This window comes from Sinorhizobium medicae, assembly GCF_007827695.1.
Classification (GTDB): domain Bacteria; phylum Pseudomonadota; class Alphaproteobacteria; order Rhizobiales; family Rhizobiaceae; genus Sinorhizobium; species Sinorhizobium medicae.
In genome coordinates, this window is the sequence record NZ_VITA01000011.1 from 167420 (window position 1) to 187210 (window position 19791).

Here is a 19791-nt window from a genome sequence, read left to right on the forward strand (position 1 = left end):
CCTACGCAAGAAGTCAAGGAAAACAGAGGCATGAACACGGGCGATAAAGCGAAATCCCAAGCGGTTCCCGCCAGCGGAGATATCGATCAGCAGGCACTCTTCTTTCATCGCTATCCTCGCCCCGGCAAACTCGAGATCCAGCCGACAAAACCGCTCGGGAACCAGCGCGACCTGGCCCTCGCCTATTCTCCCGGTGTCGCCGCACCGTGCCTCGCCATCAGGGACAACCCTGAAACTGCGGCCGATTTTACCGCTCGCGCCAACCTCGTCGCGGTGGTGTCCAACGGCACAGCCGTTCTCGGGCTCGGCAATATCGGCCCTCTCGCCTCCAAGCCCGTCATGGAAGGAAAGGCCGTTCTCTTCAAGAAGTTCGCAGGGATCGACGTCTTCGACATCGAGATCGATGCGCCGACGGTCGAGCGGATGGTCGACGTCATCTCCGCTCTGGAGCCGACTTTCGGCGGCATCAATCTCGAGGACATAAAGGCACCCGAATGCTTCGAGGTGGAGCGACGCCTGCGCGAGAAAATGGAAATACCGGTTTTTCACGATGACCAGCACGGAACCGCGATCATCGTTGCGGCGGCCGTACTGAACGGCCTGGAACTCGCCGGCAAGGACATCGCCAAGGCCAAGATCGTGGCTTCGGGTGCCGGAGCTGCGGCGCTGGCCTGTCTCAACCTGCTCGTCACGCTTGGCGCCAGACGCGAAAACATCTGGGTCCATGATATCGAGGGTCTGGTCTACCAGGGGCGCGAGGTCCTGATGGACGAATGGAAAGCGGTCTACGCGCAGGAAAGCGACCACCGCGTTCTCGCCGACAGCATCGCTGGCGCCGACGTGTTTCTGGGCCTGTCGGCCGCAGGCGTTCTCAAGCCCGAGCTGCTGGTTCAAATGGCTGAGAAGCCGCTGATCATGGCGCTCGCCAATCCGACGCCGGAGATCATGCCCGAGATGGCCCGTGCCGCGCGTCCCGACGCCATGATCTGCACCGGACGATCGGACTTTCCCAACCAGGTCAACAATGTCCTCTGTTTCCCGCATATCTTTCGCGGCGCTCTCGATTGCGGCGCACGTACCATCAACGAAGAGATGAAGATGGCGGCCGTGCGCGCGATCGCCGGTCTTGCCCGCGAAGAACCGTCGGACGTCGCCGCCCGCGCCTATTCCGGCGAAACGCCGGTTTTCGGCCCCGATTACCTGATCCCCTCGCCCTTCGATCAGCGGCTGATCCTGCGCATTGCGCCGGCCGTCGCGAGGGCTGCGGCCGAAAGCGGCGTCGCCACGCGCCCGATCCAGGATTTCGACGCCTATCTCGACAATCTCAACCGGTTCGTCTTCCGCTCCGGCTTCATCATGAAGCCCGTCTTCGCCGCAGCGAAGAATGCGTCGAAGAACCGCGTCATCTTCGCCGAGGGCGAAGACGAGCGGGTCTTGCGCGCCGCCCAGGTGCTGCTGGAAGAAGGTACGGCCAAGCCTATCCTGATCGGCCGCCCGCAAATCATCGAAACCCGACTGCGGCGCTATGGCCTCCGTATCCGCCCCGATATCGACTTCGAGGTGGTCAATCCTGAAGGCGACCCACGCTATCGCGACTATGTCGATGATTATTTCGCCCTCGTTGGTCGGCTCGGCGTCATTCCCGAGGCGGCTCGCACGATCGTACGCACGAACACGACCGTGATCGGGGCGCTTGCAGTCAAACGCGGCGAGGCCGACGCGCTGATCTGCGGCGTCGAAGGCCGCTACAGCAGGCATCTGCGCGATGTGTCGCAGATCATCGGCAAGCGTTCGGGCGTGCTCGATTTCTCGGCGCTCAGCCTTCTGATCTCGCAGCGTGGCGCGACCTTCTTCACGGATACCTATGTGAGCTTCAGTCCGAGTGCGGAGGAGATCGCTCAGACCACGGTGATGGCGGCAAACGAGATCCGCCGCTTCGGAATCACGCCGCGCGCCGCTCTCGTCTCCCATTCGAATTTCGGCTCACGCGATTCCGAGAGTGCCTTCAAAATGCGCGCTGCTTTGCAGATCGTGCGCGAGCTCGCGCCTGATCTCGAGGTGGACGGGGAAATGCATGGCGATTCCGCCATTTCCGAGGGCCTGCGCCAACGCGTGATGCCTGACAGTACACTGAACGGCGAGGCCAATCTGCTCGTTTTCCCCAATCTCGACGCCGCCAACATAACGCTTGGTGTCGTCAAGACCATGACGGACAGTCTGCATGTCGGCCCGATCCTTCTCGGCTCCGCACTTCCCGCGCATATTCTGTCGCCATCAGTCACGTCCCGCGGCGTCGTCAACATGGCAGCTCTGGCGGTCGTCGAATCAAGCTATCCCGTCTGAGGGATGGCACTTCCTCCTCGACCATGAGCCGCGGAGAATCGCTGTTTTCCACCGTAGAGATGCATTCGCATCGGCAAAAATCATCGATACTGCAATCTGCAATTGTAAATAAGCAAATAACACACCGAATACGAAATATAGCACTAGACAAAACCGGCCGCCTTAAACCATGTTTATTATAGGGGCAAGTTTCGGTGTTACGGCATGACTAATCAACAAGCTGTCCTCAATTTGCTGGATATTGTGGAGTATGGAGGTTGCGCAGACCCCGAGCGCTTCTTCGCCCTGATGCGACGAACCTTCAACATCGCGCACCTCTTATACCTGGAAGCGGAGTCTCTTCCGGATGGTCTGAGAATCTGCCGTCTGCATCACACGTTTGGCGCCTATGCCGCCGAAGTCTACGCCGTACGAGGCCTCCACAGGATCGATCCGATCCTCAAGCTTGCGCTTGGCGGTGTCAGACCGGTCGAATGGGCGACGGCACGGCGACGCTTTCCGGAGTGCGAGCCACTTTTCGTGGCGGCCGAGGAAATAGGACTTTCCACTGAGGGTGTCGCCTTGCCGCTGCCTTCGCCCGCCGGCCGCATGGCCCTCCTCGCGATCAGCGCCAACATGTCGCCGGTCGAGTGGTCCGCCTACCGCCGTTGCCATCTGCGGGATTTCCAACTGGCTGCGAACCTGTTCCATGCATCTATGCTCGAACATTCGGCAATGGCTGGGGCGATGGAAGACGAGCGCGATCTCCGCCTGACCGGGCGGGAGACCGAGGTCCTGACCTGGTCGGCGGCTGGCAAGAGCTATTGGGAGATTGCGACTATACTCGGCATATCCGAGCGAACCGTGCGCTTCTTCATGACCAATGCCCGCCGCAAACTGAATGTGGTGTCCAATACTCAAGCTGTAGCCCATGCTGTTCGACACGCGCTGATTCCCACCGTCTGAGGGGTTGCCGGTCCGGCACAAGCCCGGCACCAGCAGATTCCCCAAAAATCTATTGGGAAAAAATGTAGAAATAAACTGTCACTATAGACAGTTACATGTGTCGTGAGAGCCTGACAGCATCGCTGCATCGCGTAATAACGCATGGAGCGAAAAATGATCAGGATAGTAAACGGAAACGGTCGCAGCCAACATCCCCAGGCCATCGACGAGATGTTCCGGCTGCGTAAGCGCGTGTTCCACGACTTCTTGAAATGGGACGTAAAAACCGAAGGGGATTGGGAAATCGATCACTACGACAAAGCCAATCCGCTCTATGTGATGTCGTACTCGCCGGAAACCGGCAAGATCCGGGGCTCCCTCAGGCTCCTTCCGACACTCGGACCGAATATGCTGGATGACACCTTCCCTATCCTTCTCGGGGACAATCCGGAAATCCGTAGTGCGTCGGTGTGGGAGTCGAGCCGCTTCTGCATCGACCCTGAAATCTCCCAGGACCGGGCATCGAATCAGGTCACGGTGGCCGCCGCCGAGTTGATGTGCGGCGTCGGCGAAATGGGCCTTGCCTCGGGCATCAGCCATATCGTCACCGTCACCGACGTGTTCCTCGAGCGGATGTTCCGCCGCATGGGCTGCCCCGGAGAACGCATCGCCGACCCGCACAGGATCGGCTCCGTCTACGCGGTTGCCATTGCCTGGGAGGTCAGCAGGACCCTGCTCGATACGATGAAGGCGGTAGCGGCCATCGAGGGCACCGTCCTCGAGCAACCGATGTCGCTCGAAACGGCGCGTGCCGCTTAGCGAATTTCCGGGCCGTGCAGTTCGCACGGCCAACAGCTTCATTCAGGGGTCTTGCGCATAGATCGGGTGAGGAATGTTGTGTAACGCAAACGTCCTCTCCCGTTGCACCATCTCGTTAACATCCTATGATGGAGGGGACAGGCGGACATATCGGCAACGCTCCGCCGCAATGCAGGAAGAATTACGTGTCCTCGTCCCTCCAGGTGGCGTTCAATGCCCGGCCAATCGCGGCGGTTCTCGTAACTCTGGCGCTGGCGACAGCCAGCCCGGCCTCCGCATCCGGCGTCTGCGAGCGCCTGGGCGCCCGTCTCGCCGGCCTTCAGACTGAATTCACGACGACCGCCAGCCTGCGCGATTTTACCGGCGCGGTCTCCCGCCAGAATATCGAATTGCGCCGCGCCAAGAACGAACGCCGCCGAATGGACTGCAGCAGCGACAGCGTCATCGTCATCGGCGGCAATGACGAGGCCGCTTGCGGCGACCTCGAAACCACGATCGCGCGGATGGAGGAAAATCTGCGGAACCTCAAGGCGCAGCGGAGGCATCTGATCGGCGGAGGAGGCGACGAAATCCGCCGGCGCATTCTCGCCGCCATGGAACTCAACGGCTGCTCCGGAATGCCGTCCGACGGTTGGAACGGGCAATACGGCGATAGCGGTTTTGCCAACGCGTCCGCGTCGGAGGAGACCGAGGTTCGCCGGAACATTCTCCGGGACCTGCCGCCGGACAGCGATGCCTATCCGCTTCTGCTCGACGGCCCCGGCGAAGACGTTCCGCTCATCGAACACGATTTCGCCGGGAGCCTGAGGACCATGTGCGTAAGAACGTGCGATGGCGCCTTCTTTCCCATCTCCTCGCATGCCACACCGGCAAATTTCGGCCGCGACGCCGATCTATGCCGCGCGCGCTGCCCCGGCGCGGAGACGGAGCTTTACTACCATGTCCTCGAGACGGAAGAAGCCGATCGGATGGTTTCTGCATCGACCGGCCGGCCCTATACGGAGCTTCCAACCGCCTTCGCCTACCGCGCACGTGGCGCCGGTTCACCCGGCATCTGTGGCTGTCAGGTGCCGGACCCCACAGCAACTGCCGTTGATCAAAAGTCCGGCTCCGCCGGCCGGCTCACCGTTGTCAGCCCCTCCGTCGTAACGATCGGCCCCAAAAAGGAAGCGCCGGCAAAGCCGATCGAAGAGAGACCCTACGACCCGGCAAAAAGCAAGGTGCGCGTCGTGGGGCCAACCTTCCTCCCGCAACAGGAGAGTGCGATCGATCTCGAGCATCCGCTTGGGCCGACCTATCAGCCGCTGCAGGAAAATTGAAAGGGAATGCTCTAGAGCAATACCGGGAAAAGTGCGCAGCGGATTTCCGTCCGGAATCGCGTACACGCGAAAGGTCAGAGCAATTTCGCAATTCGGAAAAAAGCTCCCACCGAATCAAAAAGTACTGCTGGCGACACCCCAACCCTCCTCGAAGACAAGATCCTTGAGTGGCAGGCGCTCCCGCCACCCCTTGGCGGCAAGTTCCGGCTCGCGGTAGAGCTTGTCCACAAAGCCCAGGCAGAGCCAGGCGACAATTTGGATATGCTCCGGTATTCCGAGGATCGCCTTGATCTCGCTCTCATGAAAGATGCTGACCCACCCGACCCCCACTCCCTCGGCCCGTGCGGCAAGCCAGAGGTTCTGGACAGCGCAAACCGTCGAGTAGACGTCCATCTGCGGGTTATGGGTGCGGCCCAGGACGACAGCTCCGCCGCGCGTCCGGTCGCAGGTTACGCAAATGCTGAGCGGTGCCTTTCGAATGCCTTCCAGTTTCAGCGAACGATACTTCGCCTGCCTTTCGCCGGAAAACATCTGCGCGGCCTCTTCGTTGGCACGCTGGAAGGCATGCCAGATTTTATCCCGCGCCTCGTCGCGTCGCACGAGCACGAAGTTCCAGGGTTGCATAAATCCGACAGAGGGCGCCTGATGCGCCGCAGCGAGCAGCCGCGCAATCAGTTCTTCCGGCAATGGCGCGGGCAGGAATTCATCACGAACGTCCCGGCGGGTTTCAATGGCGCGATAGACGGCGGCGCGTTCATCCGGCGAAAAAGCTTGGGCTGCCGCAAGGCAGCTGTTCTGGTCAGGCAGCATCGTTCGATCCCCAACAATGCGAAAACCTCCCGCCGTCCGCGCGGGGCCGGTCTATCTCGCCAGGCCGGTCTTCTGACTTCGGATCATCCGCTCCCGCCGCCTTCCCAAATCACTTTAAAATTCAGTGGCAAAGCTCTGAAAAGATTCAGAGCCTGTTTTTGGCGAGAACGTCCCCTTCACAGCGTTGGGCACGTGCCGGAACTGCACCGGCTTCCCGATTCTCCCACATAAAAGCGGGCACCTGACGGCTGTCATATGGCCACAGGTACCAGCGAAACGCAAGGCGGCGGGCAAGGCCTCAGAGCGGCGCTTGCGGATGAGGCGAGGCGTCATAGGCGCCCCAGATCGACTGATCGAAGCAGATGACGGAACCCGTCATGAGTCCGGATTCCGCCGATGAAAGATAGGCGCTTGCGCGTGCGACTTCGGCGGGATCGACGAGGCGACCAAAGGGTTGGCTCGACGCCGCTGCCTCCAGCCAATTCGCCGGCGCACCGTGATATTCGCGCTGGATCCGATCCTCGCCTTCGGATGCCATCCAGCCTATGTTCAGACCGTTGACGCGGATCCGGTTGCGCAGGACCGCGTAGGCCGTGTTTTTGGTCAGGGTTTCCAGCGCACCCTTGGATGCACAATAGGCGGCTATGAAAGGTTGGCCCGCCTTCGCCGACATCGAACCGATGTTGACGATCGTGCCCTCGGTTTTCTCGCGCCGCATTACTTTAACCGCCTCCTGCATGAGGAAGAACGGCGCCCGCACATTGACCGCGAACATCCGGTCGAACAGCTCCGGGCTGGTGTCGAGGATCGTACCCCGATCCGTGATTGCTGCGGCGTTGACCAGCGCATCGACACGGCCGAAGCTGCGATCGCAGGCCGCAACGACGGCACGGGCATCGTCCACTCGCTCGAGATCCGCCGGTACGTAAATGACCTTCGCACCCGTCGAAGCCGCGATCTCGGCAGCTTTCGCCTCGCCCTTCGCCGCGTTACGTCCGCAAATGACGACCCCTTCGGCGCCACGCTCTGCTAAGAGTGCGGCAATCGTGGCACCGAGCCCTTGCGTTCCGCCGGTCACAATTGCGATTTTCCCGTCCAGACGGGCGTGGTCCGTGCTCATGGTAAATCCCTCCTCCCTCTTCAATTCCGGCTTCCGAACGGGCGGCGACACGCCCTTCCCGTAGCTTTGCGTCGTCGCCAACCGTTAGGCAAGAGCGTCCGCTGGACGTTCAGCTTCTGGAAGGCAAACAAGGCTGGTTGCGTCACCGTCGTGCAGCCGCCGTGCTGGCCAGCAAATCCAGGATTTCCTTGTCTCCCGATTCGCGGGCCAGGTCCCGGATTGATGGGCCGCCGGGATCGCGCCGCGCGAGATTTGCCCCTCGCCCCATCAGCAGCTTGACCACATTCTTGCGGCTGCCTGCGACCGCGAAGGCAAGCGGTGTCATCCAGTCGCGCCGCGGGTCAGGGCTGCCGCCACCGCGAAACTCGCCGAACGTCATCTCCAGCTGTTCCGGCTGCGCATCGAGCATTGCCCCCACCCGCTCGGCATTGCCGAAAGCCGCAGCAGCGAAGACATCAAGCGGCTGGGTTATGAGATAGCGCACCATCTCCTCCTTGCCGTTATACTCAGCCCACCCGATAGGCGGCGCCTGATGATACGGGTCACGGAGCGTCGGGTCGGCACCGTTTTCGATCAGGCGCTTCGCCATCGCGAGGTCTCCGTGCAGTGCCGCTTCATGAAGAGGCGTGCGGGACGTCATCCGGTTGACGTTGAATCCAAGCGCCAGCATCAGCGAAACCTGGCCATGCCGACCGTCACCCGCCGCCTCATGCAGCAGTGAGGGATGTGCCTCTTCCACGTGCACTACAAGATCCGGTCTCGCGCACACCAACTCCATGGCCTCATCGTGCCGCTCAGCGCCAATCGCCCGAATCAGCCGATCGATGTAAGACAGCTCCACGCGCCGTGCACCGCGCGACGCAAGGAAGTCGGCGAGAGCATCATCGCCGCCGAGCTTCGCCCATTCATAGGGGCTTCGGCCCCGAACGATCCGGTTCCCATCGGCTCCGTGTTCCACCAGAAGTCGGACACGCTCCGGCATTCTCTTCTCCAGCGCCCAGGCCAGCTGATAGTCAAAGACCCTTTCGCTATTGGCGACGAGGCGACCATCCTCGCGCAGGAGCCAGTTGTTTCGATCACTCGGCTTCAAGCCGTACTCGAGCAGCAGCGAGAGGCAGGTGTTGTCCGGTTCGAACATGCAGTTGTAAAGCGCCTGGCTGTCGTTCGGTTCGGCGCCCGCATCCAGAAGCAGCCGGGCGAAGGCACGGCGGTCGGGATGCTCCGGCTGCCGTTCCTTTCCCGCCTCGCCCTGTCCAAACACCCCTGTCAGCGCAGTGAAGCGGTACTGCCCATCATCGAGCCAGAAAGCGTTCGGATCTGCGCCGCGCCCGATCAGAAGGCGCGCTGCTTCGAACGACGATCTGCCGGGTATTCGGGCATAGGCTGCATAGAGCAATGGCTCCCAATCGTAGGGCCCGCCTTTGTATCCGATCAGCTGCGGTTCGCTGTCGAGCCAACGGCCGACAGCGGCGGCATCGCCGAGAGCCGCAGCGACATGAATGCTCTCATCGGCGATTTCCGGATGCGCATGCAATAGTTCCAGAGCTTCGCCGAAGCGCTCGGGATCGGCCGGAACTTCGCCGAAGTAGGACAGTGTAGCGAGCGAAAGAAACCTTTTGGCCAACCGTTCAGCCGAGTGTTCGCCCCCGCGGGTCCCCGTCAGGTGTGCCCTCAGCTTAGTCCAACCGGAGAAACCGAATTCACGCGCCAGCACAAGCTGAACCTCCTGCAACCCTATGGCATGCGGATCTGCGAAATAGGGTTTGACGCGTTGAAAAGTGGCGCCGTCTCCCGCCTTGAACGCTTTGAGAAGGGCCTTTGCCTGCTTGCGGATCGATTCGAGACTGGCGTTGGCTGGAAGATCACGCGTGATCATGAAAACCTCCTTTCATTCACGTCCGGTATCCGCGCCCACAGACAGAAAGAAGGTGAGAAAATTATCGAGGTAGACAGGTGGGCCTTGCCCTTCCCGCGGATCGGATGCGCCCTGCGAACGTCGAATCCGCTAGCATGGCTCCGCAGCCTTGTCCAGCTGTGCTATCGCTCCGGTTGATAACGCACGAAGGCGAAGGCCTCGCCGGAGGGAGACCAGTTCGGTACGTTCATCGTCCCCTGCCCGCCGAAGAGCTCGAGCAGGATGCGCGCATTGCCGCCGTCCGGATCCATCAGGCGGAGACGCACGTCCAGGTCGCGCGGATGATCGAAGACATCGCCGTCATAAGAGAGCACGAGCAGGTGCCTGCCGTCCGGGGACGGATGCGGAAACCAGTCGCCATAGGGGTTATTGGTGACCCGCTCGACATCGCTGCCATCCGGCCTCACCCGCCAGATCTGCATGCGGCCGCTGCGGCTCGAGTTGAAGTAGATCCATTCTCCGTCCGGAGACCAGTCCGGCCCATCATTGCGGCCCTCGCCCTGCGTGAGCCGTCGCTCATCACCGCCCTCGACCGAGACCGTGTAAATGTCAAAAACCTGGTCCCGGATGCCGCAATAGGTCAGTGTCCGGCCGTCGGGCGACCAGCCGTGCCAGTAGGATGGAAGATTGCTTGTGACGAGCCTTGGTGCGCCGCCGCCAAGGGGGAGCAGGTAAATCGCCGACTTGCCGAATTCCGTCTTGTCGCTGATTGCAAGCGTGCTTCCGTCGGGCGAGATGCCGTGATCATTGTTGCATTCTCGGGCAAAACCCGTGTCAATCGCCACCGGCTCGGAGCCATCGAAGCGCAACCGATAGAGCCTGCCATCTCCGTTGATGATGAGGAACTTGCCGTCCGGCGACCAGTTCGGTGCCTCGACCAGCCGTTCCGTCTGCCAAACGACACGCGCCTCGCCCGTCGCCACGTCGAAGACCTCCACCGAGCTGCGCATGATTATCCCCTGTCGCGGAACCGGTTGGTAATGGGATAGCGCCGATCGCGGCCGAAGTTCTTCCTGGTGATCTTCACACCTGGGGCCGATTGCCGACGCTTGTATTCCGCAATGTAGAGCAGATGCTCGATCCTGTGGACCGTCGCCTCCTCATGTCCCCGTGCGACGACATCCTCCGTGCTCATCTCCTTCTCGACCAGGCATTCGAGAATGTCGTCGAGCACCGGATAAGGCGGCAGCGAGTCCTGGTCCGTCTGGTCGGGGCGGAGTTCGGCTGACGGCGCCTTGTCGATGATGTTCTGCGGGATGACTTCACCCGAAGGCCCCAGCGCTCCCGGCGGCACCGTGCCATTGCGCCAGCGTGCCAGCGCATAAACCTGCATCTTGTACAGATCCTTGATCGGGTTGAAACCGCCGTTCATGTCCCCGTAAAGCGTGGCGTAGCCGACCGACATCTCGGATTTGTTACCCGTCGTCACCACCATGGAGCCGAACTTGTTGGATATCGCCATCAGGATCGTCCCGCGCGTGCGGCTCTGAAGGTTCTCCTCGGTAATGCCCGCTTCGGTACCCTCGAACATATCGGAGAGCGCGCTGAGAAAGCCCTCGACGGGCTCCTCGATAGCAACGATGTCGTAGCGGCAGCCGAGGGCCCTGGCGCATGCCTCGGCATCCTGCAACGACTCGCGCGAGGTGTAGCGGTATGGCAGCATGACAGTGCGGACCCGCTCCTCGCCCAACGCATCCACCGCAAGTGCAGTGCAGATTGCCGAATCGATCCCGCCGGAAAGGCCAAGCACAACATTACGAAAACCGTTCTTGTTGACGTAATCCCGGAAGCCCAGCATGCAGGCGCGATAATCCGCTTCCTCTCCTTCCGGTACGCGTGACTTCAATCCGTTGCCGGAGACCCAGCCATCCGCACCCCTTCTCCATTCGGATACGGCGACGGCCTCCTCGAACTGGCTCATCTGGAAGGCCAGTGACTTGTCCGCGTTGAAGGCAAAGCTCGCGCCGTCGAAAACCAGTTCGTCCTGACCGCCGAGCTGGTTGGCATAGATCATCGGCAGCCCGGTTTCGATCACTTGCCTCAGGACCACCTGATGACGCACGTCCAGCTTGCCGCGATAATAGGGCGAGCCGTTCGGTGAAAGAAGAATCTCTGCGCCACTCTCCGCAAGGGTCTCGCAAACGCCGAGATCGCCCCATATGTCCTCGCATACGGGTATACCGATGCGCACGCCGCGGAAGTTCACCGGCCCGGGCATTTCGCCCGCATCGAAGACGCGTTTCTCGTCAAACTCGCCGTAGTTCGGCAAGTCCACCTTGTCGCGGACGGCGATGATCTTGCCGCCATCGAGCACCGCCACGGAATTGTGCCGGAGGGCGGCCGCCTGTCTCGGGAAGCCGATAACGATGCCCGGCCCACCATCTGCCGTCTCTGCGGCGAGCTTCTCTACGGCCTGTTCGCAAGCGCTCAGGAAGGCGGGCTTCAGAACAAGGTCTTCGGGCGGGTAGCCGGACAGGAAGAGCTCGGTAAAGAGCAGCAGGTCGGCGCCCTCGCGCGCCGCCGCCGCCCGCGCCTCGCGCGCCTTTGTCATATTGCCGGCAATGTCTCCGACTGTTGGATTGAGCTGTGCTACGGCGATCCGTAGCGTTGAGGGAGCGGCTTTCTGTGCAGTCATGAATGGGCCCGTCGTCTCTCGTCAGCGAATGCATGTGTCGTTCGCGTTGTTCTTACCGCATCCCGCGGCAAAAAACCCAGACTCAATCCATTTCAGAAGGAAAAATCCGAAAAGATCCGCGATTTCGGACCCTTACGGAAATCTTTCACGGCTCCGGGAACCCGGCGACGACGGCGCCGTTTCCGCCATTCATCCTCTGTTCAAGATGACACCCGTATGACGGTAGAGTGAAATATTTATGAAATTGGAGACGCCGTTGGCCCGTATCGATTCCGCCGTGAGCAGCTCTGACGTCTACGCCAATGGGCAAGTCTCTTCCGCAAGATACGCCAGAACCCTGTCGAGCGCCCGCAGCGCCCTATTCACGCTTCTGCTCGCGATCTCGGTCGTCTTCACCATCGAACTTATCGTGCGCTGGTCGTGGCCCGACACCGTCGCCTATTTTACCGATCCCATGCGGCCGGCCTGGACCACGGTTGCCGTCTTCTTCCTCGCAATGCTCGGCGTCGATGCCCTGTTCGGCCGGGAACACAAGGCAGCACTGCTCGTTGCGCCGCTTGCCGTGGTACCCGCCTTCATCAGTCAGCAGAAGCAGGTCTTCCTGTCCGATCCACTCTACCCGACCGATTTCCTCTTTGGCCGGCAGATCATGGAACTGATGCCGGTTCTCGTAAAGGATAGGCCCTGGACTGCCGTCGGCGTCGTGGCCGGAATCATAATCGCGATCGTCGTTTCCGTCCTCCTTCTGCGATTTGCCTGGCGGAACTTCCCCAAGCTGACCCGCCGTGAACGTATGGCGCGCATCGCATTTGCCTTGCCGTTGCTGGTAGCGTTCTGGAACATCATGGACTACAACCAGTTCTCCTGGATTCGTGACCGGCTGCGGGTCATCCCCATCATGTGGGACCAGACCGAGAACTATCGCCACAACGGCTTTGCCCTGGCTTTCGCCATCAACCTCCCCATGGCCAATGTAAGCGCGCCGGCTGGCTACATGGCGGATGCGATCGAGCGGATTCCGGTCAAGCCGCTTCCCGCCGGTACGAGCCATCGCGGCAAGCCGGACGTGATCGTGCTCATGAGCGAATCCTTCTGGGACCCCACCCGTCTTCCCAAGGTGAAGCTGACACCCGATCCCATGCCGACGATCCGCGAACTGCAGGGCGGCAACGTATTTTCTCCGGAGTTCGGTGGCATGACAGCCAATGTCGAATTCGAGGCGGTGACGGGTTTTTCCAACGCGTTCCTTCCCTATGGCAGCATTCCCTACCAGCAATATATACGAAATCCGATCCCCTCGCTTGCCACCTTCTTCCGCAGTGAAGGTTACGTCTCACGCGCCATTCATCCTTTTCAGGGATGGTTCTGGAACCGCAATGCCGTCTACAAAGCCTTCGGTTTCGATATGTTCAAGTCGGAGGAGAACATGCCGCCGATGGCCAAGCGTGGCATCTTCGCCTCTGACGAGTCGTTGACGAAGGAGATCATCCGCCAGGCAGACGAGCTGGAAGACCCTTTCTTCTTCTTCGCCGTAACCCTGCAGGGCCATGGTCCCTATGAGGCCAACCGATACGCGAAGAACACGATCAAGGTCGAAGGCGAGCTCTCCGACGCCGATCGTCAGGTACTTGCGACCTATGCTCAAGGCGTGAAGGAAGCCGATGACAGCCTCAAGATGCTGATGGACTGGGCGAAAGAACGGGACCGGGAGACGATCATCGTTCTCTTCGGCGATCACCTGCCGCCGCTGAACACCGTCTATTCCAGCACCGGCTACATGAAGGGAATCACGGCCGAGCGGAAGGGACCGAAGGATCAGATGAAGGCCGAGCACGAAACACCGCTCGTCGTCTGGTCGAACAAGACAGGTCCGAAAAAGAAGATCGGCACGATCAGCCCGGCTTTTCTTTCCTATCAGATTCTGAAGCAGGCCGGATATGAGCACCCCTACTACACCGGTTTCCTTGGAAAGGTTTATGATCACTACCGCGTCCTCGACCGTTACATGCTGATCCGCAAGAACGGCAAGGATGTCGCCGACTGGCTCCGCCAACGGAAGATACCGGCATCGTTGCGTGACTACCGCTTCCTGCAGCACGACATGATGTTCGGCAAGCGCTACAGCACCGAGCGCTTCTTCCAGTCCCACGCCGATCTCTACAGCGCCGGTTTGTAAACGATCCGTCGAATCCGACAGCTTGTTCCGTGTAGATACAAGGAGGGATCTGAGATGGCGCAGCGATATCCTTTCGCCTGTATCTGAGCTCCCGTGCCGGCAAATTGGCGGCTCCGCGCCATCGGCAAACATATGATCGCGATCGATTCCGCTGCAGGCCCGCGGGGCATCGCCTCTGTGAAGATCAGGCTGGCGACTGGGCGAGCCGCCGGTGAAACACCAGTCACCGCCTGATACGGCGGGCACAGCCGTAAGTACGGCGCGAACGCACCTCGCGACCGAAGTGAATATCGATGGTCTCACACGTGTTGATCTCAATTTCGTGTGAAACAAAACCGGGGCCTTGCGCATTGATCAGAACGCGTGAATGGTAAATGTGGGGCCAAGGGACCATTGCGGTGCCCCCAGCGCAGGAGTGGGGGCGCGCGCAGCAGATGCAGCGGGTCGCGGAGAAGAACAGCTCTGAGCAGCAGGTACCGACCGGATTGACGGTAAGCGACTTGCTGCAAAATCCGGATTTCCCACAAGTATTGCAGGCAGGCGCACGAACGCTGATAGCGGTCAATGACCTCTACCCGCGCGTAGCGCGCCTGGTGGCGTCACATCAGAAATGGATGCTGACACAAGCAGCCTATTCACTTCACCACGAGCGGGACGTCAGCAATCCGGAATCGGGGATCACTGCCGCGCGCTTGCTCAAGCTCATGCGCGAGACCGGCGGCGCCAGTCGCAACACGGCTGCTGCCTTCCTTGCGGAGCTGGTCGCCTACAAGCTGCTTCAGCCGGCCTCCGGCGGACGAACCAGGAGAGCACGTCCCCTCGAACCGGCGGAAATCAGCGAGACGGCGATGCGGCTCTGGTTCAAGAGTCAGATGAGCACCCTCGATCTCCTCGACAATGGCAGGAGGGTCGAACGGACGGAAGCGGACGGGTCGATCTTCCAGCGTGCCCAGCCGCTTGCGGCACGGCGCCTACTCTCCGACAGCAGGTGGACGGCCCCGCCGAAGGGTGTCGCCATTTTCGTGTGGTCGGAATCAGGCGGCGTGATCCTCGACGATCTCATGACCCGGGTGTCCGACTTCGCGGCGGTGGAGGGAAAGGTTTGGGTCGATGTCAGCCTGGCGAAGTTTGCCGAACACTACCTGATTTCGAATACCCATGTCCGCCGCATCTTCGCCAAAGCAGAGGCAGCCGGGTTTCTTGGCAAAGCCCCTGACGGCAGACGCGGACGGCTCTGGCTGAGCGCGCAGCTGATCGAAGAGTATCTCTCCTGGCAGGCGGTCAAGATCGAGGCGTTGGCGAGCGCCTTCGATCAGGCCACCGAGCTGTCGCTCTAGGGCCGGATGAGGAAAAGTGTGCGCGGCTTCCCGCCCGCATCCCGCTCTACTTTATTGAATCACGTTCATGACGGCTGCGGCCTCGCCCCCGGGAAGCGCGGCAGGTCGTCGCAAATATCGTAGTAATCCCCCTTGTCCGCACAGTAGATGTGATAGCCGGGCTCCAGAGCTCCCGCCCCATCGAAGGTACCGGCAAGAATGGACGTGTAGTCCAGGCCGTCCGCTTTCCAGAACAGGGCCGAACCGCAATTCCGGCAAAAACCGCGCTTGGCATCGTCGCTGGACCGGTACCAGGTCACCTCGTCGGAGCCGTTCACTTCAATGTCGCTGTCGAGAACATTGGTGGCTGCGTAATAGAGTCCGGTTTGCTTCCGGCACTGCGAGCAGTGGCAGAAGATCACTTCGCGCAGCCTGCCGCGCGTTTTGAACCGCACCGCACCGCAAAGGCAGCCGCCCTCGTTTGTTTTCGTCATCTGCCCTCTCCACTCACCATGCATATGTCTTTCGTTCACGTTTAGGACGAGCCGGCGGCGATCGGTTGTCGACCGCGACATCCAGGCGTCAGCCCGAACGTGAAAAGGCCGGACCAGCTTTCAAGCTGGTCCGGCCTTTGTCAAATTCAGACGATGCGCCGCAGGTTCAGAAATATTGAACGACGGTTCGTTGGAGCGATCAGCCGTTCACCACCATCTTCTTCTCGTCGCGGCCGCCCTTCATGCGCTCGGCGAGCAGGAAGGCAAGCTCGAGTGCCTGATCGGCATTGAGGCGCGGATCGCAATGCGTGTGGTAGCGGTCGGCAAGGTCGTCGCCGGAAAGCGCGCGTGCACCGCCGGTGCATTCCGTCACGTCGTTGCCGGTCATTTCGATATGGATGCCGCCGGGATGCGAGCCCTCGGCGCGATGAATCTGAAAGAAGCTCTCGACTTCCGACAGGATACGCTCGAACGGCCGGGTCTTGTAATTGTTGAGCGTGATCGTGTTGCCGTGCATCGGATCGCAGGACCACACCACCTTCTTGCCCTCCCGCTCGACGGCGCGGATGAGGCGCGGCAGATGCTCGGCGACCTTGTCGTGCCCGAAGCGGCAGATCAGCGTAAGCCGTCCCGCCTCGTTCGCCGGATTGAGGATGTCGATAAGTTCGAGAAGTCCGTCCGCCGTCAGCGACGGACCGCACTTCAGGCCGAGCGGATTCTTGATGCCACGGCAATACTCGATATGCGCATGATCCGGCTGGCGCGTGCGATCTCCGATCCAGATCATATGGCCCGACGTCGCGTACCAGTCGCCTGAGGTGGAATCGACGCGCGTGAGCGCCTGCTCGTACCCAAGCAGCAACGCCTCGTGGCTGGTGAAGAAATCCGTTTCGCGCAGGCTCGGATGGTTTTCGGCGGTAATGCCGATCGCCTTCATGAAATCCATCGTCTCGGAGATCCGGTCGGCAAGCTTGCGATAACGCTCCGCCTGCGGGCTGTCCTTGACGAAACCGAGCATCCATTGATGGACGTTTTCCAGGTTGGCGTAACCACCCATGGCAAAGGCACGAAGCAGGTTGAGCGTAGCCGCGGACTGGCGATAGGCCATGACCTGGCGCTCCGGATTGGGCACGCGTGCCTCCTCCGTGAACTCGATCCCGTTGATGATGTCGCCGCGGTAGCTCGGCAGCGATACGTCACCCTGCTTCTCGATACCCGAGGAGCGCGGCTTGGCGAATTGGCCGGCAATACGGCCGACCTTGACGACCGGTTGCTGCGCCCCGAAGGTCAGGACGACGGCCATCTGCAGGAAGGCGCGGAAGAAGTCCCGGATCGTATCGGCGCCGTGTTCGGCAAAGCTCTCGGCGCAATCGCCCCCCTGCAGCAGAAAACCACGGCCGTCGGCGACATTGGCAAGCGCACTCTTCAGACGGCGCGCCTCTCCTGCAAAGACAAGCGGCGGATATTTGGCAAGACGCGCTTCCACGCTGTCGAGCGCTGCGAGGTCCGGATAATCCGGCACCTGCTGAATGGGTTTTTGCCGCCAGCTGTTCGGAGTCCAAGTCTGTGCCATTTCCATCACCTGTTGTCTGACGCGGATCGGCCCGCGTCCCGCCCCTGCGACTGTCCCGCCGCCCGGCATCCGGATTTGCATGCGTCCGCGCCGCCAGCCCCGCCGATACCTGCAAAATGCCACCACACCCAGCTGGGCCATTGCCGCGGATGCGGGCTTATAAACGTTAACAGGAAGCTTGGAAAGCCATCCTACCAGAAAACGTGGACGGCCACAGCACCGGCGGAAAGACCTTAGACGATCGTCTCTCCGCCCCGCACGCGGTAGCTCGGCCGGTACATCGTGACGAGTTCCTCCGCAGCAGTCGGGTGAACCGCCATGGTGCGGTCGAAATCATCCTTCGTGCAGCCCGCCTTCAGCGAGATTCCCAAAAGCTGGGCCATTTCCCCGGCGTCGTGGCCGAGAATATGGACGCCGACCACCTTGCGGTCCGCGGCATTGACGATCAGCTTCATGATGGTCTTTTCCTTCCGGCCGGAGAGCGTTGCTTTCATCGGCCGGAACTCGGCGCGATAGACCTCGATCTCTTCGAACTTCCGCGCTGCTTCTTCTTCCGAGATGCCGACCGTGCCGATTTCGGGCTGAGAGAACACCGCAGTCGCGATCAGGTCGTGATCCGGCGACGTAGGGTTGTTCCTGTATTCGGTTTCGATGAAGCACATGGCCTCATGGATCGCAACCGGTGTCAGTTGCACGCGATCGGTCACATCGCCGATGGCGTAGATCCCCGGCGTGCTCGTACGCGAGAAGGCATCGACGATGATAGCACCCCGTTCATCGGTCTTGACGCCGGCGGCCTCCAACCCGAGGTCTTTCGTATTCGGCACGCGTCCAAGCGCAAGCATCACCTGGTCCACGACAATATCCCCATGCTTCATCGTCGTCGCCACACGGCGTCCGTCCGAGTTCGCCGACACGGCCTGGATGATGTCCTCGCAGAGGATGCGGATTCCCTTCTCCTCCATTGCGGCGTGAAGACCGCGCCGCATATCCTGATCGAAACGGGAGAGAATTTCCTTTCCGCGGTAGATCAGCGTCGTATTCACACCCAAGCCGTGGAAAATGTTCGCAAATTCCACGGCGATGTAACCGCCGCCGGCAATAAGGATCGCTTCCGGCAGTGCCGCGAGATCGAAGGCTTCGTTCGACGTGATGCACAACTCGTTGCCCGGCAGAGCGTCATGCGGGCTCGGATGCCCCCCGACCGCGACGACGATACGCTCCGCCGTCACCGTCTTGCCGCTTGCAAGCAGCTTCACGGCGTTGGGGCCGACGAGCTCGGCCCGTGTATCGAGGATTTCGGCGCCGGCATTCGCAAGGCCTTTGCGATAAAGGCCCTCCAGTCTGGCGATTTCCTGTTCCTTGGCGGCAACGAGCTTAGCCCAGTCGAAGCGGCTTTCGCCGACGCTCCAGCCGAATCCCGCCGCATCTTCGAAATGCTCCGAAAACTGCGAGGCATAAACATAAAGCTTCTTGGGAACGCAGCCACGGATGACGCATGTCCCTCCATAGCGGAACTCCTCGGCAATCGCCACCTTTTTGCCGAGCGCCGCGGCCAACCGCCCGCTGCGCACACCGCCCGAACCGCCGCCGATCACGAAGAGGTCATAGTCGAAAGCGGTCATGGGAACTCCTGCAAGAAACGAAATGTCGAAGGGGTTGCCGGCGGAGGCCCGCCGGCTCGGAAATGCGAGCGAAGTCGCCTTTCGCCCCTGATATAGTATTGCAACGCAAAAAAAGGAAAGCCCGGATCGCTCCGGGCTCTGCCTTTAGGTCGATGCGGTTCGCGCGGCTAAACCGCTGTTACTGCGCAGGCGCCGTAGTACCGGCATTTGCCGCCGCCGCATTGCCGATCTTCTCATCGAGGGATTTTGTTGCTTCGTTTGTCAGATCGCGCGAAACGCCGGCCGCCCAGATGTCGGCAGCCTTCAACATTTCGCGAGAAGCGATCGGACCATCGTTCAGAAGCTTCTTGCCGGCCGTGGAGTTGTAGAAGTCGGCGATGGCCTTCAGCTCATCGACGGTAAAGGTCTTCGCGTAGATCGCAGCGGCTTCGCGCTCGAGATCCGAGCGTCGTCCGGCGAGGCTGAGCGCCTTCTCGTCCACAGTCGCGGTGATCAGTTCCTGGTGGTTCGGCGACGCCTGAATCAGGGTATTCTTCAGTCGCTCGGCGAGGTTCGGCAGAATATTGTCAAAGCTGTTGGTCACACCGAGCGCCGCGATCGTCGCACGCGCAGCCTTGATCTGATCCTCCGTCACGTCCTGTGCCTGCACCGCCGGAACTGACACCGAAACGAGGATCGCAACGGAAGCGAAAGTGCGGGCAAGACCTGCGAATTTGTTCATA

Annotated in this window: 15 protein-coding genes and 1 riboswitch; of the genes, 6 read left to right on the top strand and 9 right to left on the bottom strand. The window is 60.9% G+C overall.

All coding sequences use genetic code 11. The features are described from left to right. Nucleotides 1–30 precede the first annotated feature (30 nt). From FB009_RS19615 to FB009_RS19630, 4 genes are all read left to right on the top strand, one after another. Complete coding sequence (locus FB009_RS19615) at nt 31–2343, top strand: NADP-dependent malic enzyme (RefSeq protein WP_011975708.1); 2313 nt, start codon at nt 31–33, stop codon at nt 2341–2343. Nucleotides 2344–2547: 204 nt separating this feature from the next. Further along, nucleotides 2548–3288, top strand: a complete 741-nt coding sequence (locus tag FB009_RS19620) for a helix-turn-helix transcriptional regulator (RefSeq protein ID WP_011975709.1) — start codon at nt 2548–2550, stop codon at nt 3286–3288. 153 nt (nt 3289–3441) lie between these two features. Beyond that, the gene (locus FB009_RS19625; RefSeq protein WP_011975710.1) at nt 3442–4086 is read left to right on the top strand and encodes an acyl-homoserine-lactone synthase; all 645 of its coding nucleotides are present in this window, start codon (nt 3442–3444) and stop codon (nt 4084–4086) included. Between the two features lie 185 nt (nt 4087–4271). Further along, on the top strand, nt 4272–5405 hold the full coding sequence (locus FB009_RS19630) for a DUF2865 domain-containing protein (RefSeq protein WP_011975711.1): 1134 nt from the start codon (nt 4272–4274) through the stop codon (nt 5403–5405). A 114-nt stretch (nt 5406–5519) separates the two neighbouring features. Here the strand turns inward: FB009_RS19630 and bluB are convergent, their stop codons facing one another. From bluB to FB009_RS19655, 5 genes are all read right to left on the bottom strand, one after another. Further along, nucleotides 5520–6215: a 5,6-dimethylbenzimidazole synthase gene (gene bluB, locus FB009_RS19635; RefSeq protein ID WP_011975712.1), complete on the bottom strand. Its 696-nt coding sequence runs from the start codon at nt 6213–6215 to the stop codon at nt 5520–5522. 45 nt (nt 6216–6260) lie between these two features. After that, a riboswitch (cobalamin riboswitch) is annotated at nt 6261–6475 on the bottom strand. 38 nt (nt 6476–6513) lie between these two features. Beyond that, the gene (locus FB009_RS19640; protein ID WP_018012457.1) at nt 6514–7335 is read right to left on the bottom strand and encodes an SDR family oxidoreductase; all 822 of its coding nucleotides are present in this window, start codon (nt 7333–7335) and stop codon (nt 6514–6516) included. Between the two features lie 142 nt (nt 7336–7477). Beyond that, the gene (locus FB009_RS19645) at nt 7478–9211 is read right to left on the bottom strand and encodes an ankyrin repeat domain-containing protein (RefSeq protein ID WP_102045581.1); all 1734 of its coding nucleotides are present in this window, start codon (nt 9209–9211) and stop codon (nt 7478–7480) included. A gap of 161 nt (nt 9212–9372) precedes the next feature. After that, nucleotides 9373–10200 (bottom strand): TolB family protein, encoded by an 828-nt coding sequence (locus tag FB009_RS19650; protein ID WP_018208299.1) that lies wholly within the window; start codon nt 10198–10200, stop codon nt 9373–9375. Between the two features lie 2 nt (nt 10201–10202). Then, the gene (locus FB009_RS19655; protein WP_011975715.1) at nt 10203–11885 is read right to left on the bottom strand and encodes an NAD+ synthase; all 1683 of its coding nucleotides are present in this window, start codon (nt 11883–11885) and stop codon (nt 10203–10205) included. Nucleotides 11886–12141: 256 nt separating this feature from the next. Here FB009_RS19655 and FB009_RS19660 point away from each other — a divergent pair, with 256 nt between their 5' ends. Continuing rightward, nucleotides 12142–14061: an LTA synthase family protein gene (locus tag FB009_RS19660; RefSeq protein WP_028054123.1), complete on the top strand. Its 1920-nt coding sequence runs from the start codon at nt 12142–12144 to the stop codon at nt 14059–14061. A gap of 398 nt (nt 14062–14459) precedes the next feature. Further along, nucleotides 14460–15398, top strand: a complete 939-nt coding sequence (locus FB009_RS19665; RefSeq protein WP_024324734.1) for a hypothetical protein — start codon at nt 14460–14462, stop codon at nt 15396–15398. A gap of 65 nt (nt 15399–15463) precedes the next feature. On the opposite strand, the gene FB009_RS19670 is transcribed toward FB009_RS19665, so the two are convergent. The 4 genes from FB009_RS19670 to FB009_RS19685 form a co-directional block, all read right to left on the bottom strand. Further along, a complete protein-coding gene (locus tag FB009_RS19670) occupies nt 15464–15871 on the bottom strand; it encodes a GFA family protein (protein ID WP_011975718.1) in 408 nt (135 codons plus the stop codon). Nucleotides 15872–16070: 199 nt separating this feature from the next. Next, nucleotides 16071–17444: a class II 3-deoxy-7-phosphoheptulonate synthase gene (locus FB009_RS19675; protein WP_011975719.1), complete on the bottom strand. Its 1374-nt coding sequence runs from the start codon at nt 17442–17444 to the stop codon at nt 16071–16073. A gap of 233 nt (nt 17445–17677) precedes the next feature. Continuing rightward, a complete protein-coding gene (gor, locus tag FB009_RS19680; protein WP_011975720.1) occupies nt 17678–19069 on the bottom strand; it encodes a glutathione-disulfide reductase in 1392 nt (463 codons plus the stop codon). 178 nt (nt 19070–19247) lie between these two features. Further along, the gene (locus FB009_RS19685; RefSeq protein ID WP_011975721.1) at nt 19248–19790 is read right to left on the bottom strand and encodes a DUF2059 domain-containing protein; all 543 of its coding nucleotides are present in this window, start codon (nt 19788–19790) and stop codon (nt 19248–19250) included. Nucleotide 19791 lies beyond the last annotated feature (1 nt).